We start from the raw sequence: 15,136 nt of genomic DNA, 5'->3' as shown, positions 1-15,136 counted from the left end.
CCGGCACCGGTTACAGCGCCCGCAGGCCGCTGATGACCTCGCGGAGCAGGCTCTCCGTGGGGGACGACGCCTCTTTGGAGCGCGGCGGCCGTACCGTGACCAGGCCATGGCCGAGCAGGTCGCCGAGCAGCACCCGGACCACCTGGACCGGGAGGTTCAGCTCGGCGGCCACCTCGGCGATCGGCCTGGCATGACCGGCGACGCAGTTGAGCAGCCGCCGATGCTGGGTGCCCAGGTCCGCGTGGGCCGGTGCCGGTTGTCCCGTCAGCGCCACCGTGGCCAGCAGGTCCAGCGCGGTGGAGGTGGACTTGGTGCGTCCGCGAGCCACCGCGTACGGGCGGACGACGGGCCCCGCTTCGTCGTCCACCCATTCCTGCTCATGACTCACGATCGCGACCCCCCGCTCTGATCGGTGTCCTGGCGTCCACGCTGCCAGCCTGACTGGAGCGAGGACAGCAGGGCTCTGGCCTCCTCGGGCGAGCGGGTCTCCGCAGGGGCTTCGGGAGCGGGCGGCGGCTTCTGCAGCTTCGGCGGCAGATTGGCCTGCCGGACCCGGCGCGGCAGCCCGGCGCCCGGCTCCGACGCCTGCGCCTGAGCCGGCGCCGGCGTCCGCGCGGGGAGCTCGTCCTGGCCCGGAGACTGTACGGGCCGGCGCGCCGGAAGGTCATCCGGCGCCTGGGTGCGCGTCCGCTCCGGGAGCGTGTCGGCGCGTGCCGGAAGCGTGTCCGGGGACTGCGTGCGGGTACGTGCGGGAAGCGCGTCCGGAGATCGCGTACGGGTACGGGCCGGGAGCACGTCCGGGGACTGCGTGCGGGGCCGTGCCGGGAGCTCGTCGGAAGACTGCGTGCGGGTGCGGGCCGGAAGCTCGCCCGGCGCTTCCGGCTCCTGGGCCGGTGACAGGGCCTGGGTGGGGGCCGCTTCCACGCCGCGCTTGTGCGACCGCACCCGGCGCGGCAGGTCGCCCGGTCCCGGGTCGTTGCCGACGACCGACACCGAGATCGACTCCAGCTCAGGCAGCTGCGAGGGCGGCAGGGCCGGCAACTGCTGGACCAGGTTCGCGGGTATCAGCACGATGGCCGTGGTGCCGCCGTACGGGGAGGGCTTGAGCGTCACCCCGATGCCGTGCCTGGCGGCCAGCATGCCGACGACGGCGAAGCCCAGGCGCTCGCTCTGCGCGGGGTCGAACTCGGCCGGGCGGGCCAGCCGGCGGTTGATGGCGTCGCGGGCCTCCTGCGTCATGCCGAGGCCGCGGTCCTCGATCTCGACCGCGAACCCCTTGCCCACCAGGTCGCCGCGGACCGACACCTCGTTGCCCGGCGAGGAGAAGGTGGCCGCGTTCTCGATCAGCTCGGCGAACAGGTGCATGAGGTCGGCCACGGCGGTGCCCGTCACGCCGGCCTCCGGCATCGGGTAGACGCGGACCCGGGTGTACTCCTCGACCTGCCCGGCCGCGCCGCTGAGCACGTCCTCCAGGGCGATGACGCCGCGCCACCTGCGCCCGACCGAGCCGCCCGCCAGCAGCACCAGGCCCTCCGCGTGGCGGCGCATGCGGGTGGTCAGGTGGTCGAGCTTGAACAGCCGCTCCAGCGCCTCCGGCTCCTCGGTCTGGCGCTGCATCTCGTCCAGCTGCTTGATCTGCCGCTGGACCAGCGACTGGGTCCGCCTGGCCAGGTTGCGCAGCGCCTCGGAGATGCCCTCGCGCAGCCGGGCCTGCTCGACGGCCGCGTCGATCGCGGTGCGCTGGACGCTGTCGAAGGCGGTCGCCAGGTCGGCGACCTCGCGGGTGGCGTCCGAGCGGACCTCGATGCGGGGCGCCTCGGCCTCGATGTCCACCTCCTCGCCCTGGCGCAGCTTCGTCACGACGCTGGGCAGCCTGGTCTCGGCCAGCTCGTGGGCGCTCTGGCGGAGCACCGCCAGCTCGCCGGAGACGCGCCTGGCGACCCGGATCGAGATGAAGATGGAGAAGACGACCGCGAGCAGGCCCAGCACGCCCGCGACCACGGCCCGCACGATGACGGCCATGCCGGCCGGCTCCATCCGCGCCAGCAGGACCTCACCGGATCTGGCGAGACTTTCGGAGAACTCCGCCAGCACCGGGTCGACCGTGCCGCGCCAGAGCTGGATGTCGACCGGCTTGCCCATGACGTAGCTCGTCAGCATGCGCTCCATCGCGACGTAGCGCGGGGAGGCTCGCAGGGCCTCCAGCGGGGCGCGGAGCTCGTCGTCGAGGTCGGCCATGGCCTTGGGGAACAGGTAGGTCCTGGCGCCGTCGATGCCCGAGAGCACGTGCACCTGGTCCATGGTCCACTTGTCCGCGCCGGGGGTGGCGTTGCCCGCCACGATCAGCGCGTGCTCGCGGCTCAGCAGCTCGCGCACCTGCTGGGTGGCGATGAGCCCGTTCGCCTGCTGGGCGAGCTCGACGTCGGTGCTCGCCGTGAACGAGGAGTAGAGGTCGTCGATGGCGTCGTGGATGGTGGCGTACTCGGTGATCAGGGTCTGCGGGGTGAGCTCACCTCTGTCGACCTGGCGTCTGATCTCCGGCAGCCGGGTGATGGCCTTGAGCGTGGCGGTGAGCTGGGTCTTCATCTCGGGGGTCAGCGCCGACTGGGTGCTGTCCAGCTTGGACTGCGCCGTGAGCGTCTTCTCGACCACGTCGACCCGGCCGCGGGCGACGGCGAGCCCGGCGGTGTCGGAGGCGCCGCCGACGAGCTCGGCGGAGGCCAGGCGCTCCGCCTCCAGCTGAAGGGTCAGCGCCTCGGTGTGGTCGATGACCCCTCTCCAGATGGTCTCGACCTTCAGCAGGTTCAGCGCCTCACTCGACGTGGTGCCCGCCGCGAACCCCCATAGCACGACCAGGGAAATCAGGGGGATGACGAGCAGCGTCGAGATCTTAAATCTAATGGATCTGCCCGATGCCATGACACCCGCTCCCGGATAGAAGATCGCCGGAGAGAATAGCATCGAACGAGGTGCTTTTAAGATCGACTAGCAATAATTCCGTGATATGTCGGGAAATTAGTGGTATGCCGTACGCTGCCCAGCCAGACCACCCGGACCAGCCATCCCGCGAGTACGGCGAGCAGCGCGACCTCCGCCCCCAGCAGCGCCCACTCCACCAGGCCGATCAGCACCCCGCCCCCGGGCAGCGCGACGTACGTCAGCGCCAGCACCCCGAGGCCGCCCGCCAGGGCGAGCCACTCCACGACCCGGGCCACCGGCCGCCAGTCCGCGTCGGCCGCGAGCCTCGGCACCAGCAGCGCCGCCGCCGCCGGGAGGCTCACCAACGCCGCGGCCAGCGCCCACTGATGCGCTTGTACGGCCTGCTCCGGGCCCAATGGTGTGGCCGGGATGACCGCCATGACGGCGAGCGCCCCCGACCACACCATGAACAGCCTCCCCGGCATCCCCCGGACCGGCGCCCCCGCCGCCCGCAGTCCCCCCAGCAGCGCCAGAGACCCCAAGGCCATGACCGCCGTCGCCAACTCCGTGACGCCCCCGCGGCCGGTCACGGCGTACTCGCTCACGCTCACGTTCATCGAGGCGCCGGGGCCGGTCAGGACCCCCGCCACGGCGAACGTGATCGCTGCCAGCGCGACGAGCGGATACAGCCTCTTTACTGCGGTCATGTGCAACAGTCTGAAGACGGACGATGTTCCCCGCATCGGGCCTCATCCCCGAGGCGACCCTGATCCGTCCCTGACCCTGAGGTCGGCCAGCTGGGCGCGGGCGCTGTCCAGCAGCATGTCCAGCGCGGTGGGATAGGCGCTGTCGTTCATCCGGCCCACCAGGTGGCCCGCCGTGGCGGCGATGTGCGGGTGGCTGCTCGCGGGCAGCCGGGCATAGGTCGCCTGCCACACCTGCTCGTCGGCCTGCCTGGTGGCGGTGGGCAGCGCCATGGAGGCGGCGTCCAGGACGGCGAAGGCGAGGCTCTGGTCGATGAAGGCGTGATAGATCCGGACCGCGTCGTGGTCGGGGAAGCCGGCCGTACGCAGGATCGCCAGGATCGTCTCGTCCACCGCGACCTCGTGCGGGCGGCCGGTCACCCGGCTGGCCGTCAGGACCGCCGCCTGCGGGTGGGCCAGGTAGGCGGCGTGCACGCTCAGCCCGAGGGCGCGCAGGTCCGTCCGCCAGTGGCCGGTGGGGCGCCAGTCCGCCAGCGCGTTCGCGAGCAGCTCGTCGGCGATGGCCAGGGTGAGGTCGTCCATGCCGCGGAAGTAGCGGTAGATCGCGCTGGCGTCGGCGCCCAGCGCCAGGCCCAGGCGGCGGGCGGTGAGGCCGGCGGCGCCGTGCTCGCGGAGCATGCGCAGCGCGGTCTCGACGATGAGCTCGTGGGTGAGGACCTGCCCCTGCCGGGTCGGGCGGCGCCGCCTTCTGGCCGCGTCGGGCACTACTCGCTTGGCCATGCTCATCCTTATGCCAACGCCATTGACGTTGACGACCCTACCGGCTTTGCTGGGAGCGCATCCCCCAGAAATCAGGAGAAGGTCCACGATCATGCGCATTCTTCTCGTGGGCGCCGGTGGTGTGGGGACCGCCGTCACCCGGATCGCCACCCGGCGGCCGTTCTTCGACCACATGGTGGTCGCTGACTACGATCTGTCCCGCGCCGAGGCCGCGGTCGCCCCCCTCGACGCCCGCTTCACCGCCGCCCGGGTCGACGCCGCCGACCAGGCCGCCGTCCTCGGCCTGCTCACCGAGCACCGGTGCGACGTGCTGCTGAACGCCACCGACCCGCGCTTCGTGATGCCGCTGTTCGAGGCGGCGCTCACGGCCGGGGCCGACTACCTCGACATGGCGATGTCCATGTCCCACCCACATCCGGATCTGCCGTACGAGCGGACCGGCGTCAAGCTGGGCGACGAGCAGTTCGCCAGGTCCGGCGCGTGGGCGGACGCCGGGCGGCTGGCCCTGGTGGGCATGGGCGTGGAGCCCGGCCTGTCCGACGTGTTCGCCCGCTACGCCGCCGACGAGCTCTTCGACGAGATCGAGGAGATCGGCGTCCGCGACGGGGGCGACCTCACCGTCGACGGTTACGACTTCGCGCCGTCGTTCTCCATCTGGACCACCATCGAGGAGTGCCTCAACCCGCCGCTGATCTACGAGCAGGAGCGCGGCTGGTTCACCACCGAGCCGTTCAGCGAGCCCGAGGTCTTCGACTTCCCCGAGGGCATCGGCCCGGTCGAGTGCGTGAACGTCGAGCACGAGGAGGTGCTGCTGGTGCCCCGCTGGATCGACGCCGGCCGGGTCACCTTCAAGTACGGGCTCGGCGAGGACTTCATCGCCAAGCTCAGGACCCTGCACGAGCTCGGCCTGGACCGCATCGAGCCGGTCACCGTGCCCACCGCGGACGGGCCGGCCCGCGTCTCACCCCGTGACCTGGTCGCCGCGCTGCTGCCGGACCCGGCCGGCCTCGGCGACCGGATGCACGGCAAGACCTGCGCCGGCACCTGGGTGAAGGGCACCAGGGACGGCGAGCCGCGCGAGGTCTACCTCTACCACGTGGTCGACAACCAGTGGTCGATGCGGGAGTACGGCTCCCAGGCCGTGGTCTGGCAGACCGCCGTCAACCCCGTGGTCGCGCTGGAGCTGCTGGCCACCGGCCGGTGGGAGGGCAGCGGCGTGCTCGGACCCGAGGCATTCGAACCCCGCCCCTTCCTCGACCTGCTGCGAGAGTACGGCTCACCGTGGGGCATGCGGGAGCAGTGACCGCGCGGCCGGCAGGGCGCCTCACAGCCCCGATGGGTCGCGGCCGACGCTGATCTCCTCGGCGATCCGGCGGAGCTCCGCAACCGCGATGCCGGGCGCCGGAGGGAGCTGTCTGGTCAACGCGTCCATGACCACGGGCACCGGCTGGCCGGCCAGCCGCTCCGCGATGCCGTGGACCGTCATGAACAGCGCCTCTTCGGTGTCGTGCATCCCCGTCTCCTCGCGTCGGTTACCCGCGCAACGCTACGACCTGCCACCGACAGTTTGCCGCCAACGACGCCAGCGTGTTCCGCCGCGCCGAGGAGGAGAAGCGTGGCGGCGTGGGGGTTTCCATCCCTGTTCAGGAAGGCATCATGGGGTCCGGTCGGGTTACCGTAGGACTATCCGATTTCTCTCTGGGAGAACGGTCATGCCGAGGGATCCTGATCACGTGCTCGACGCCATCGACGGCGTCGTCGACGAGTGGGAGACGCTGAGCGCCGACGCCATGCGGTGGGTGCCTCCCGAGAGCGGCAAGGGCGGCAACGACCTGCTACGCGAGGTGACCGACATCTTCGGCCCGCTCGCCAACGCGCTCACCCTGGCCTTCCGCCCGCTGGGCGACGCCGTCACCCGCGTTCTGGACCAGCTGGTCGACGACGAGGAGGACGAGCCTTAGCCGGACTCGCCCCGGCGCATCGGGCGCAGCGCGCCCGTGAGCTTGGCCAGTTCGGCCAGCATGACGTCGGCCGCGCCGGTCATCACGTCATTGGGGCGCACCAGGCCGTCCTCCCCTATCACCTGGGGGTGGAACGGGATGTTGACCGCCTCGACCACGGGCACCATCTTCAGCGTGCCGACCACCAGGCGCAGGCCGGCGACGGCGCGGGTGCCGCCGGAGACCCCGCCGTAGCTGACGAAGCCGACGGCCTTGTGGTGCCACTCGTGGTGCAGGTAGTCCAGGGCGTTCTTCAGCACGGCGTTGAAGCTGTGGTTGTACTCGGGAGTGACGAAGACGAAGGCGTCCCCGCGCTCCACCGTGGCGCTCCACTCCTTGGTGTGGGCGTTGACGTACTGCTTGAGCCTGGGGTGGTTCGGCTCGTCGAAGAAGGGCAGCGCGACGTCGGCCAGGTCCACGAGCTCGACGTCGAAGTCCCCTGCGGCCACTGCCCGGTCGCGGAACCACTCCCCTATGGCCCGTCCGGAGCGGCCGGGGCGGGTGCTGGCGATCACGACATGCAGAACGGGCTTGACCATGGGGTTTCCTCACGCGGCAGAGTGCTCGGTTGCTCAACATTATGTAGTAACTAATATTTCTGTAGCAACTCGGGTCCCCGCTTGGGTACGATGCCTGGGTGAGCGCCCATTCCGTCTGCGTCCGTTTTCACACCGCCCTGGAGTTGATCGGCGCCCGCTGGTCGGGGGCCGTGCTGCACATGCTGTTCAAGGGCACGCACCGCTACGCCGACATCAAGGCCGCCATCCCCGGCGTCAACGACACGATGCTGGCCCGCCGCCTGCGCGAGCTGGAGGCCGCCGGGCTCATCGAGCGCCGGGTGCTGAGCACGTCCCCGGTCCGGGTCGAATACCACCTCACCGAGATGGGCGCGGAGCTGCTGCCGGCGTTCGACGAGCTGGTCAGCTGGGCGCACAAGTGGGTGCCGCTCCCCGAGGAGCTTCCTCACCTGGCAGCGAAAACCACCTGATCCTGTCGGTGGCGCCTGCGATAGTGAGGGAGTGGTTCACACCTTCTCCCTCCTGCCCTGCCATGTCCGGCAGCTGCCCGGCGACGCGCTCGAGCTCATGCCGATCGTGCTCCCCATGACGCTGACCAGCGTCCAGCGCCGCCAGTTGGCCGCCATCCTGCTCGACGGCCTCGACGAGGATCAGGCCCCCGCCCGCGCGGAGCTCTGTCTCGCCTAGTCACCCCGGCCACAGCTGCACCCGATAGAAGTCCACGTCATAGGTGTCGGCGGCGACCTCCGGCCCGTGATCATATTTTCCGAACTTCGCGTGCACCCGCGTCCGCCAGTGCGCGTCGCGGGCCCGCAGGTCGAAGGGGGCACAGTCGTCCAGCTCCGCCTCCTCGAACTCCACGAGGACCACCAGCCCCGAAGGCAGGAAGAGCCGCCCGTCCCAGGTCAGCTCCCAGGGCTCGTCCGGGACCGGGGGCCCGCCCCACAGGTCGAGCCGCACATAGCTGGTCTTCTTGGGCCAGACCTGGAAGAGCACGCTGTTGTCGCCGACCGCCAGCCACTCATGGCCCGGCGGGCTCACCTCCTGCCCCCAGGAGGAGGACACCTCGCCGCGGTGGCCCTCGGCGACCTCCTTGTCCAGCAGGTAGAAGGGCCCCGTCATCTGGTGCAGCGCGCTGGCCGCGGGTCCGTCCACGGCGATCCACTACCCACCAGGTCAGGCCCCGATCCGGTCCATGGCCAGGTCCATCGTGCACAACTCGCGATAGCGGCCCCCGTGGAAGACCAGCGGCTCGCCCTCCTGCCACTGGAAGTGCTCGACCTCACCGATGAACAGGCGGTGGTCACCGGCCTCGTACGTCGTCACCGTACGGCAGGCGAAGAAGGCCAGCGCGCCGGCCAGCGCCGGCAGCCCGCTGGGCGTGAGGCAGGTCTCCACACCGGCGAACTTGTCCGGCGCCGGCCTGGCGAACCGCTGTGACAGGTCCGCCTGCCCGGCGGCCAGGACGTTGACGGCGAACCGCCCGGCCCGCAGGAACGCGGGGACGCTCGGCGCCCGCTCGGACAGGCACCACAGCACCAGGGCCGGGTCGAGGGAGACGGCGGTGAAGGAGTTCACCGTGACCCCGGTCCGCCGGCCGCCCGGGGAGGTGGTGGTGACCACCGCCACCCCGGTGGCGAAGCGGCCGAGGGCGTCGCGCAGCGTTCTCATGACCGGCTCCCCGCCTGCGCGAGGTAGGCGGCGGCCTTGGCCGGGTCCATGAACCACTCGGCGAAGTCCCTGGGGTCGTCGAAGCCGTTGACGAAGCGGGCGGCCACCTCGGGCAGGGAGCCCGCGGCGCCGAGGATGTCCAGGACGTGCGGCGGCGGCGGGGAGAGCAGGGCGTTGGTCCACTCGGTGGCGTGCCGGGCGTTGTCCCAGTAGCGCTCGAAGGTGCTCTCCATCCACGCCTGGTCGAAGGGCCGGTCGCCGCGCTCGACGATGTCGGCGAGGTAGGAAGCGGCGCACTTGGCGGCATTGCCCGCGCCCTGGCCGGTGATGGGATCGTTGAGCACCACCACGTCGGCGACGCCGAGCACCGGCGCGCCCGTCGGCAGGACGGCGACGGGCCGGCGGACCGTCGGCGCGAACCGGCCGGCGAGAGTGCCGCGCTCGTCGGTGAGCTCGATGCCCGCGCAGCGGTCGGCCTCCCACGGCAGGAACGTCTCCAGGATCGAGCGGCTCCTGGCCAGGTGCTCGGCGGGAGTGCGCACGTCGCCCCAGCAGTCCATCGGCCCGCCGGGGACGCCCTCGAACACCATGATCTCGCACGGTCCGGTGAGGGTGAGCGCGGGGAAGACGAAGTACTCCCCGACGCCGGGGATCAGGTTGAAGCAGACGGCGGAGTGCTCCGGCCGGGGCGTGAGGCCGTGCACGTAGGTGAGGGCCAGGGCGCGCTGCGGGACGTCGTAGGGAGACCGGTCGGCGTCCCGCTCGAACAGGGAGGCGATCGTCCCCTTGCCGGCGGCCACCAGGACCAGGTCGTAGTCGGCCGCGTACGTCTCCAGGTCCGCGGGCGTCGCGTCGTGGTATACCACCTTGCCGCCCAGCCTCTCCACCTCGGCGAGCCAGGCGGGCATCTTCAGCCGCTGGTCGACCGAGCGGGCGGGCTCGTGCAGCCGGCCCGTCCAGCCGATCGCCTTGCCGCCGTCGGGGCCCGGGACGGAGAGCTGGATCCCGTCGATCGGCGGGCAGTGCGGCCACTGGTCGATGCCCAGGTCGCGCTCGTGGCCGAGGGCGGTGCCGAACATGGCCTGACTGGAGGTGACCCGGCCGTCCCGGATCTCCTCGGGGGTCCGGTTGGAGATCACGGTGACGCCGTATCCGTGGTGCAGCAGGCCGAGCGCCAGGTGCAGCCCGGCCTGCCCGGCGCCGACGATGAGGATCTCGCGCATGGTGGGGGGTCCTTCGCGTACTGGAGGATCGGATGATCAAAAGGTACGTTTCACTGCCGTACGTCATCCATCCGCTGAGCGCGGGTTCCGTCCGCTGGGCGCGGACTTGGCGTCACACGAGGCATGGCGTCGCCGACGAGGTCCCGTCACGCGAGGCGCAGGGTCGCCGACGAGGTCCCGTCACGCGAGGCGCAGGGTCGCTGACGGGGTCTGGCCGTACCTGTTCCGGTAGGCGGCGGCGAAGCGGCCCTGGTGCGGGAAGCCCCAGCGTGCGGCCACGGCGGTGACCGTGACCCGGGCCGGGTCGGCGGCCAGCAGGTCCGCGCGCACCCGGGCCAGCCGCACGTCACGCAGGTGCGCCATCGGCGTCAGGCCCAGGTGGGCCCGGAAGCCCTCCTGCAGCGAGCGGGTGCTGACCGCGACGGCCCGCGCCACGTCGTCGGTGGTGATCGGCAGGTGCGCGTGCTCCGCGATGAACTCCATCGCCCGCCGTACCACCTTCGGCACGGCCGGCCGGCGAGGCGCGGACAGCTTCGCGCGGTAGTTGGACGGCTGCATGGTGAGCAGGCTGGACAGCAGGGCGTTCTCCAGGTGGGCGAGGGCCAGCGGCTGGGCGGCCAGCCCCTCGCCGTCCTCGGCCGCGGCCACGACCAGGTCGGCCATCGCCCGCCAGCCCCGCGCCCAGCCGCTGGTCAGGTCGAGGCCCAGGTCGAAGACGAGGGGCTGGGCGAGCCGCTCGCCGAGCATCTGCTCCAGCGTGCTCTCGACGGTGTCCCGGTCGAACTTGACGATCAGCTGCGGGCACTGCGCGGCCCAGCGCATGTCGAGGGCTTCGGTGGGCGAGGGCAGCGAGGCCAGGGACGGGGTGGAGACGATCTCCTGGTTCCCGCAGCGGATCAGGCTGCGCCCGGCCAGCGGTATCTGCACCAGGTAGAACGACTCCAGCTCGCCCGGCTCGATCCTGACGTCGGCGCCGTAGTCGAGGTAGCTCACCCGTACGGAGCCCGGTTGCGCGGAGTTGAACCGCGCGGCGAGTAAGTCGGGATCGCCGGTCAGATCCAGCCGGTGCGCGCAGAACACCCGGCCCACCTGCTCACGGACCTCGTCCAGATCCGTGCTGGCGAACAGTGATGCGTTGTCCAGCCGAACCGTGTGCGCCATCGCGGCCCCTGCCCTCGCGTTTCCGGGTGACATCTGATCATCGCCACCGCGGGGGCCCGCGTTCCATGGAGAAGTACACAGATCCGGCCCGGCGGGCGGGGGAAATCGAAGGGCGCGTGGGCCCGTCAGCACATGACGGCGCCGGGGTTGGCGGACTCACCGCCGATGGCGGAGACGGTGACGTTGTACTCGTTGGACGCGGCCAGGCCGGAGTCGCCGGGGAACCAGACGTAGGCGAAGGCCGTCCCGCCGCCGACGGAGCCGGTGTAGCAGAGGCTCCTGTCGTTCGTCACGGACGGGCCGGCGGGGGCGCGGCGCCAGCCGGACTGGGTGGCCTGCTGGTCGTAGAAGGCGAGCACGTCGGCTCTGCCGCCGGTGAAGCGGTAGTTCTGGCCGACGTACACGTGCAGGTCACCGGCCTCGCAACCGGACGAGCGGCCGCCCAGGGCCTCGGCCCCGGGCGGCGCCTGGTCCAGGATGGCGAGGGAGCTCAGCACCGGCTGCAGCCGCTTCTCCGCCCCGGCGCAGCCGGAGTCGGTGCCGAACAGCGAACCGGCCGCGGAGGCGACCACGGCCAGGCCACTCGTACCGATGAGCCCCACGATGATCAGTCCGGCGACGATTTGGCGCTTCACGAGGCGGAGCCTAGTCGACCTGAGCGAGGAACCGGGACAGTCACCTGGTCGACCTGAGCGGGGACTCGGGACGGCCGCCTGGTCGACCTGAGCGGGGGCCCGGGACGGCCGCGCGCTACGACCTCTCCAGGATGACCAGCGGAAGGTCCCGCTCGGTCGCCTCCTGGTAGGTGTCGTAGCGCGGAAAGACCTTCGCCATCACCGGCCAGAGCTCTCGCTTCTCCTGCGGGGTGGCCACCCGGGCCCGCGCGCCGAACGTGTCGCCGCCGACCTGCACGGTGACGTCGGGGTGCGCGGTCAGGTTGAGATACCAGGCGGGGTGCTGTGCCGAGCCGCCGTTCGAGGCCACCAGCAGATGGCGGTCGCCGTCCTGCCCGTAGATCAGCGCGGTACGGCGGAGCAGGCCGGACTTACGACCCCGGGTGGTGAGCAGCAGAGTCGGCATGCCGTGGTAGAGGTGACCCTTTTGACCGTTGCTGTCCACGTACGAGCGGATGTGTTGAGCCACCCAGCCCGTCGGGCTGTCCAGCACCTCCTCGGCGGGCGCGGGCAGGCTGCGCAGCAGGTGATAGCGCCTGGCCTGGCCGCTCTTCACCCCGGGGGACTCCTGGACTCCTCGCCAGTCGGCCGAGCTCTGCCCCGAGCTCTCGACGGCGTCCCGAGGCGCCTGTTCGTCGATCCACTCGGCGTGGTTGAGTGTGTGCATACCGTCGTCGCTCACGTGGAAGTGGCCCGAGATCCCGCCGGGATGCGGCTCGTACGCGACGGGCTCGGCTCCCGTCAGCCCGGCCAGGAACGCGCGATCGGCCTCGCCGTTCGCCCACTGCGTGTAGGTCAGTACGGTGCCGCCGTCCGTGGCGGCGAACTCGGTGAACGAAAGGAGCCCGGCCGGCCACGGCGCGCCCTCCCAGGCGGCGGCCGAGGCGGATTCGGTCACCAGGACGGTGCCGGCGTCGGGACGGGCGTTCTCCGGCCACATTCTGCTCATCAACGGTGTCCTCAAGGGTCAGGCGGCGTAGGGGCAACAGGAGCGGGCCGAGCGTAGCGCTGCTCGTCGATCTCTGAAAAGGGATCTTGCGTGTTCTCGGGGGGCGGGTTAGCTTGAGGCAGTCCAACGCGGGAGCCCGGTTCGACCGGGCTGAGAGGACGGCTACTCATCAGCCGCCGACCGCCAGAACCTGATCCGGATAATGCCGGCGAAGGGAGTTGCGTGGTGAGCGACGCGCGCTTTTCCAAGGTCCACATCGGTGAGCTCCGAGTCCCCATGCGCGAGATCCTGCTGTCCAACGGCGAACGGGTCCGCCTGTACGACACCTCAGGCCCGTACACCGACCGGTCCGCGACCACCGACCTCACCCAGGGCCTGCCGCCGCTGCGCCGGGAGTGGATCCTCGCCCGGGGCGACGTCGCCGCGCGGGACGAGGGGCCGCTGCGGGCGACCGGGGCGCCGGTCACCCAGCTCGCTTACGCCCGCGCGGGGGTGATCACCCGCGAGATGGAGTTCGTCGCGGTCAGGGAAGGGATGCCGCCGGAGTTCGTACGGGACGAGGTGGCCGCGGGCCGGGCCATCATCCCGGCGAACGTCAACCACCCCGAGACCGAGCCGATGATCATCGGCCGCAACTTCCTGGTGAAGATCAACGCCAACATCGGCAACTCGGCCGTCACCTCCTCCATCGAGGAGGAGGTGGACAAGATGACCTGGGCCACCCGCTGGGGAGCCGACACCGTCATGGACCTGTCCACCGGCAAGGACATCCACGCCACCCGCGAGTGGATCATCCGCAACTCCCCCGTCCCCGTCGGCACCGTGCCCCTCTACCAGGCCCTGGAGAAGGTGAACGGGGTCGCCGCCGACCTGTCGTGGGAGGTCTACCGCGACACCTTGATCGAGCAGTGCGAGCAGGGCGTCGACTACATGACCGTGCACGCCGGCGTCCGGCTGGCGTACGTACCGCTGACGGCCCGCCGCAAGACCGGCATCGTCTCGCGCGGCGGCTCGATCATGGCCGCCTGGTGCCTGGCACACCACCGCGAGAGCTTCCTGTACGAGCACTTCGCCGACATGTGCGAGCTCCTGGCCGCCTACGACGTGGCGTTCTCCCTGGGCGACGGGCTGCGGCCCGGCTCCATCGCGGACGCCAACGACGAGGCCCAGTTCGCGGAGCTGCGCACGCTGGGCGAGCTCACCGCCGTCGCCCGCGACCACGGCGTCCAGGTGATGGTCGAAGGCCCCGGCCACATCCCCATGCACAAGATCAAGGAGAACGTGGACCTGCAGCGCGAGCTCTGCGACGACGCGCCCTTCTACACGCTCGGCCCGCTGGTCACCGACATCGCCCCCGGCTATGACCACATCACCTCCGGCATCGGCGCTGCCATGATCGGCTGGTACGGCACCGCGATGCTCTGCTACGTCACCCCCAAGGAGCACCTCGGCCTGCCCAACCGGGACGACGTCAAGACGGGCGTGATCACGTACAAGATCGCCGCGCATGCCGCGGACCTGGCGAAGGGGCATCCGCAGGCGCAGGCGTGGGACGACGCGCTGTCGGACGCCCGGTTCGAGTTCCGCTGGGAGGACCAGTTCGACCTGTCGCTCGACCCGGACACGGCCCGGTCTTTCCACGACGAGACCCTGCCGGCCGCCCCGGCCAAGACCGCCCACTTCTGCTCGATGTGCGGCCCCAAGTTCTGCTCGATGAAGATCAGCCACGATGTACGCCGCTTCGCCGAGGAACGCGGCCTGGCGGAGTCCGAGGCGCTGGCGGCGGGGCTGGCGGAGAAGTCGGCGCAGTTCGCGGAACAGGGCGGCCGGGTGTACATCCCGCTCACCGAATCCTGAGAGCGTCTCCGGCCGCATCGCCGACGCGGTGCGGCCGGTAGCGTCTGCGCATGGGCCAAAGCACCGATTCCTCGCAGACAGTGGCGGAAGTAGCGGAGTTCCTCGCAGCCGAGCCGGCCGGCTCGTCGCGGGTGACCCTGCGCGCCATCACCGCCGGCGACCAGGACGAGTTCCTGGACCTGACCACCGCCAGCGCGGACCTCCACGGTGCCCGGATACCTCTGCCCACCACCCCGGCGGCGTTCCAGGAGTTCCACGCGAGATTCGACCACGAGACCACCCAGGGCCTGCTGATCTGCCTGCGCGAGACCGGCGCCATGGCGGGCACGGTCAACCTCAACAGCATCATCCGCGGCCGCTTCCAGAACGCCTCCCTCGGCTACGCGGCCTTCGCCCCCACCGCCGGCCGCGGCTACATGACCGAGGGCCTCGGCCTGGTGATCAGGTACGCCTTCGAGCGGCTGCGGCTGCACCGCCTGGAAGCCCAGATCCAGCCCAGCAACGAACCCTCGCTCAAGCTGGTCCGGCGCCTCGGCTTCCGCCACGAGGGCACCGCACCCGACCTGCTGTACATCGCCGGGGCCTGGCGCGACCACGAACGCTGGGCGATCACCAACACCATGGTCGCCCCCGGCCCCTGGCCCACCCATCCGACCCAGCCCGCGCACTGAACCGGTCAG

18 protein-coding genes and 1 riboswitch are annotated in these 15,136 nt (G+C 71.1%); of the genes, 6 read left to right on the top strand and 12 right to left on the bottom strand.

All coding sequences use genetic code 11. The features are described from left to right. Window positions 1–10: 10 nt before the first annotated feature. From OHA68_RS15055 to OHA68_RS15040, 4 genes are read right to left on the bottom strand one after another with little or no spacing between them, the layout of a single operon-like run. On the bottom strand, window positions 11–388 hold the full coding sequence (locus OHA68_RS15055; RefSeq protein WP_189142782.1) for a DUF742 domain-containing protein: 378 nt from the start codon (window positions 386–388) through the stop codon (window positions 11–13). Beyond that, the gene (locus OHA68_RS15050; RefSeq protein WP_327108193.1) at window positions 385–2,919 is read right to left on the bottom strand and encodes a nitrate- and nitrite sensing domain-containing protein; all 2,535 of its coding nucleotides are present in this window, start codon (window positions 2,917–2,919) and stop codon (window positions 385–387) included. The genes OHA68_RS15055 and OHA68_RS15050 overlap by 4 nt, the downstream gene beginning before the upstream one ends. A gap of 56 nt (window positions 2,920–2,975) precedes the next feature. Continuing rightward, a complete protein-coding gene (locus tag OHA68_RS15045) occupies window positions 2,976–3,626 on the bottom strand; it encodes a DUF998 domain-containing protein (RefSeq protein WP_327108192.1) in 651 nt (216 codons plus the stop codon). A 42-nt stretch (window positions 3,627–3,668) separates the two neighbouring features. After that, window positions 3,669–4,403 carry a TetR/AcrR family transcriptional regulator gene (locus OHA68_RS15040; protein ID WP_327108191.1) on the bottom strand — a complete coding sequence of 245 codons (735 nt, stop codon included), beginning with the start codon at window positions 4,401–4,403 and terminating at the stop codon, window positions 3,669–3,671. Between the two features lie 91 nt (window positions 4,404–4,494). Between OHA68_RS15040 and OHA68_RS15035 the strand changes: the two genes are divergently transcribed. Further along, window positions 4,495–5,706, top strand: coding sequence for a saccharopine dehydrogenase family protein (locus OHA68_RS15035; protein ID WP_327108190.1), 1,212 nt, complete (start codon window positions 4,495–4,497; stop codon window positions 5,704–5,706). A gap of 21 nt (window positions 5,707–5,727) precedes the next feature. Here the strand turns inward: OHA68_RS15035 and OHA68_RS15030 are convergent, their stop codons facing one another. Then, window positions 5,728–5,916 carry a hypothetical protein gene (locus OHA68_RS15030; RefSeq protein WP_327108189.1) on the bottom strand — a complete coding sequence of 63 codons (189 nt, stop codon included), beginning with the start codon at window positions 5,914–5,916 and terminating at the stop codon, window positions 5,728–5,730. Window positions 5,917–6,115: 199 nt separating this feature from the next. On the opposite strand from OHA68_RS15030, the gene OHA68_RS15025 reads away from it, so the two are divergent. After that, window positions 6,116–6,364, top strand: coding sequence for a hypothetical protein (locus OHA68_RS15025; protein ID WP_327108188.1), 249 nt, complete (start codon window positions 6,116–6,118; stop codon window positions 6,362–6,364). On the opposite strand, the gene OHA68_RS15020 is transcribed toward OHA68_RS15025, so the two are convergent. After that, window positions 6,361–6,942 carry an NADPH-dependent FMN reductase gene (locus tag OHA68_RS15020; RefSeq protein ID WP_327108187.1) on the bottom strand — a complete coding sequence of 194 codons (582 nt, stop codon included), beginning with the start codon at window positions 6,940–6,942 and terminating at the stop codon, window positions 6,361–6,363. The genes OHA68_RS15025 and OHA68_RS15020 overlap by 4 nt on opposite strands. Window positions 6,943–7,040: 98 nt before the next feature. Here OHA68_RS15020 and OHA68_RS15015 point away from each other — a divergent pair, with 98 nt between their 5' ends. Beyond that, window positions 7,041–7,391 carry a winged helix-turn-helix transcriptional regulator gene (locus tag OHA68_RS15015; protein ID WP_225277430.1) on the top strand — a complete coding sequence of 117 codons (351 nt, stop codon included), beginning with the start codon at window positions 7,041–7,043 and terminating at the stop codon, window positions 7,389–7,391. Between the two features lie 31 nt (window positions 7,392–7,422). Beyond that, window positions 7,423–7,608, top strand: coding sequence for a hypothetical protein (locus OHA68_RS15010; protein WP_189142774.1), 186 nt, complete (start codon window positions 7,423–7,425; stop codon window positions 7,606–7,608). On the opposite strand, the gene OHA68_RS15005 is transcribed toward OHA68_RS15010, so the two are convergent. From OHA68_RS15005 to OHA68_RS14980, 6 genes are all read right to left on the bottom strand, one after another. Continuing rightward, entirely contained in the window at window positions 7,609–8,076 is a 468-nt protein-coding gene (locus OHA68_RS15005) for a hypothetical protein (protein ID WP_327108186.1), read from the bottom strand. 21 nt (window positions 8,077–8,097) lie between these two features. Continuing rightward, the gene (locus tag OHA68_RS15000) at window positions 8,098–8,592 is read right to left on the bottom strand and encodes a flavin reductase family protein (RefSeq protein WP_327108185.1); all 495 of its coding nucleotides are present in this window, start codon (window positions 8,590–8,592) and stop codon (window positions 8,098–8,100) included. Next, window positions 8,589–9,815, bottom strand: coding sequence for a styrene monooxygenase/indole monooxygenase family protein (locus tag OHA68_RS14995; RefSeq protein ID WP_327108184.1), 1,227 nt, complete (start codon window positions 9,813–9,815; stop codon window positions 8,589–8,591). Before OHA68_RS14995 ends, OHA68_RS15000 begins: the two co-directional genes overlap by 4 nt. A 180-nt stretch (window positions 9,816–9,995) precedes the next feature. Continuing rightward, on the bottom strand, window positions 9,996–10,976 hold the full coding sequence (locus OHA68_RS14990) for an AraC family transcriptional regulator (protein WP_327108183.1): 981 nt from the start codon (window positions 10,974–10,976) through the stop codon (window positions 9,996–9,998). 125 nt (window positions 10,977–11,101) lie between these two features. Then, entirely contained in the window at window positions 11,102–11,611 is a 510-nt protein-coding gene (locus tag OHA68_RS14985) for a hypothetical protein (protein WP_327108182.1), read from the bottom strand. 115 nt (window positions 11,612–11,726) lie between these two features. Beyond that, window positions 11,727–12,599, bottom strand: coding sequence for a nitroreductase family deazaflavin-dependent oxidoreductase (locus OHA68_RS14980; protein ID WP_327108181.1), 873 nt, complete (start codon window positions 12,597–12,599; stop codon window positions 11,727–11,729). A gap of 118 nt (window positions 12,600–12,717) precedes the next feature. Next, window positions 12,718–12,833: riboswitch (TPP riboswitch) on the top strand. Between OHA68_RS14980 and thiC the strand changes: the two genes are divergently transcribed. Together thiC and OHA68_RS14970 are read left to right on the top strand one after the other, a co-directional pair. Next, on the top strand, window positions 12,825–14,456 hold the full coding sequence (gene thiC, locus OHA68_RS14975) for a phosphomethylpyrimidine synthase ThiC (protein ID WP_327108180.1): 1,632 nt from the start codon (window positions 12,825–12,827) through the stop codon (window positions 14,454–14,456). (Overlaps the previous riboswitch by 9 nt.) Before the next feature lie 50 nt (window positions 14,457–14,506). Continuing rightward, window positions 14,507–15,127: a GNAT family N-acetyltransferase gene (locus OHA68_RS14970; RefSeq protein WP_327108179.1), complete on the top strand. Its 621-nt coding sequence runs from the start codon at window positions 14,507–14,509 to the stop codon at window positions 15,125–15,127. Window positions 15,128–15,136: the final 9 nt, after the last annotated feature.

Origin of the sequence: Nonomuraea glycinis (assembly GCF_035920485.1) — a bacterium.
Taxonomy (GTDB): Bacteria; Actinomycetota; Actinomycetes; order Streptosporangiales; family Streptosporangiaceae; genus Nonomuraea; species Nonomuraea glycinis.
The sequence above is the reverse complement of the archived record's forward strand: the minus strand, read 5'-3'. Positions and strand labels throughout refer to the sequence as shown.

Bases quoted from the DNA above. Each gene is read 5' to 3' on its own strand.
- OHA68_RS15050 (WP_327108193.1), bottom strand. From the start codon at position 2,919: ATGGCATCGGGCAGATCCATTAGATTTAAGATCTCGACGCTGCTCGTC.
- OHA68_RS15045 (WP_327108192.1), bottom strand. From the start codon at position 3,626: ATGACCGCAGTAAAGAGGCTGTATCCGCTCGTCGCGCTGGCAGCGATC.
- OHA68_RS15040 (WP_327108191.1), bottom strand. From the start codon at position 4,403: ATGGCCAAGCGAGTAGTGCCCGACGCGGCCAGAAGGCGGCGCCGCCCG.
- OHA68_RS15035 (WP_327108190.1), top strand. From the start codon at position 4,495: ATGCGCATTCTTCTCGTGGGCGCCGGTGGTGTGGGGACCGCCGTCACC.
- OHA68_RS15030 (WP_327108189.1), bottom strand. From the start codon at position 5,916: ATGCACGACACCGAAGAGGCGCTGTTCATGACGGTCCACGGCATCGCG.
- OHA68_RS15025 (WP_327108188.1), top strand. From the start codon at position 6,116: ATGCCGAGGGATCCTGATCACGTGCTCGACGCCATCGACGGCGTCGTC.
- OHA68_RS15020 (WP_327108187.1), bottom strand. From the start codon at position 6,942: ATGGTCAAGCCCGTTCTGCATGTCGTGATCGCCAGCACCCGCCCCGGC.
- OHA68_RS15000 (WP_327108185.1), bottom strand. From the start codon at position 8,592: ATGAGAACGCTGCGCGACGCCCTCGGCCGCTTCGCCACCGGGGTGGCG.
- OHA68_RS14995 (WP_327108184.1), bottom strand. From the start codon at position 9,815: ATGCGCGAGATCCTCATCGTCGGCGCCGGGCAGGCCGGGCTGCACCTG.
- OHA68_RS14990 (WP_327108183.1), bottom strand. From the start codon at position 10,976: ATGGCGCACACGGTTCGGCTGGACAACGCATCACTGTTCGCCAGCACG.
- OHA68_RS14980 (WP_327108181.1), bottom strand. From the start codon at position 12,599: ATGAGCAGAATGTGGCCGGAGAACGCCCGTCCCGACGCCGGCACCGTC.
- OHA68_RS14970 (WP_327108179.1), top strand. From the start codon at position 14,507: ATGGGCCAAAGCACCGATTCCTCGCAGACAGTGGCGGAAGTAGCGGAG.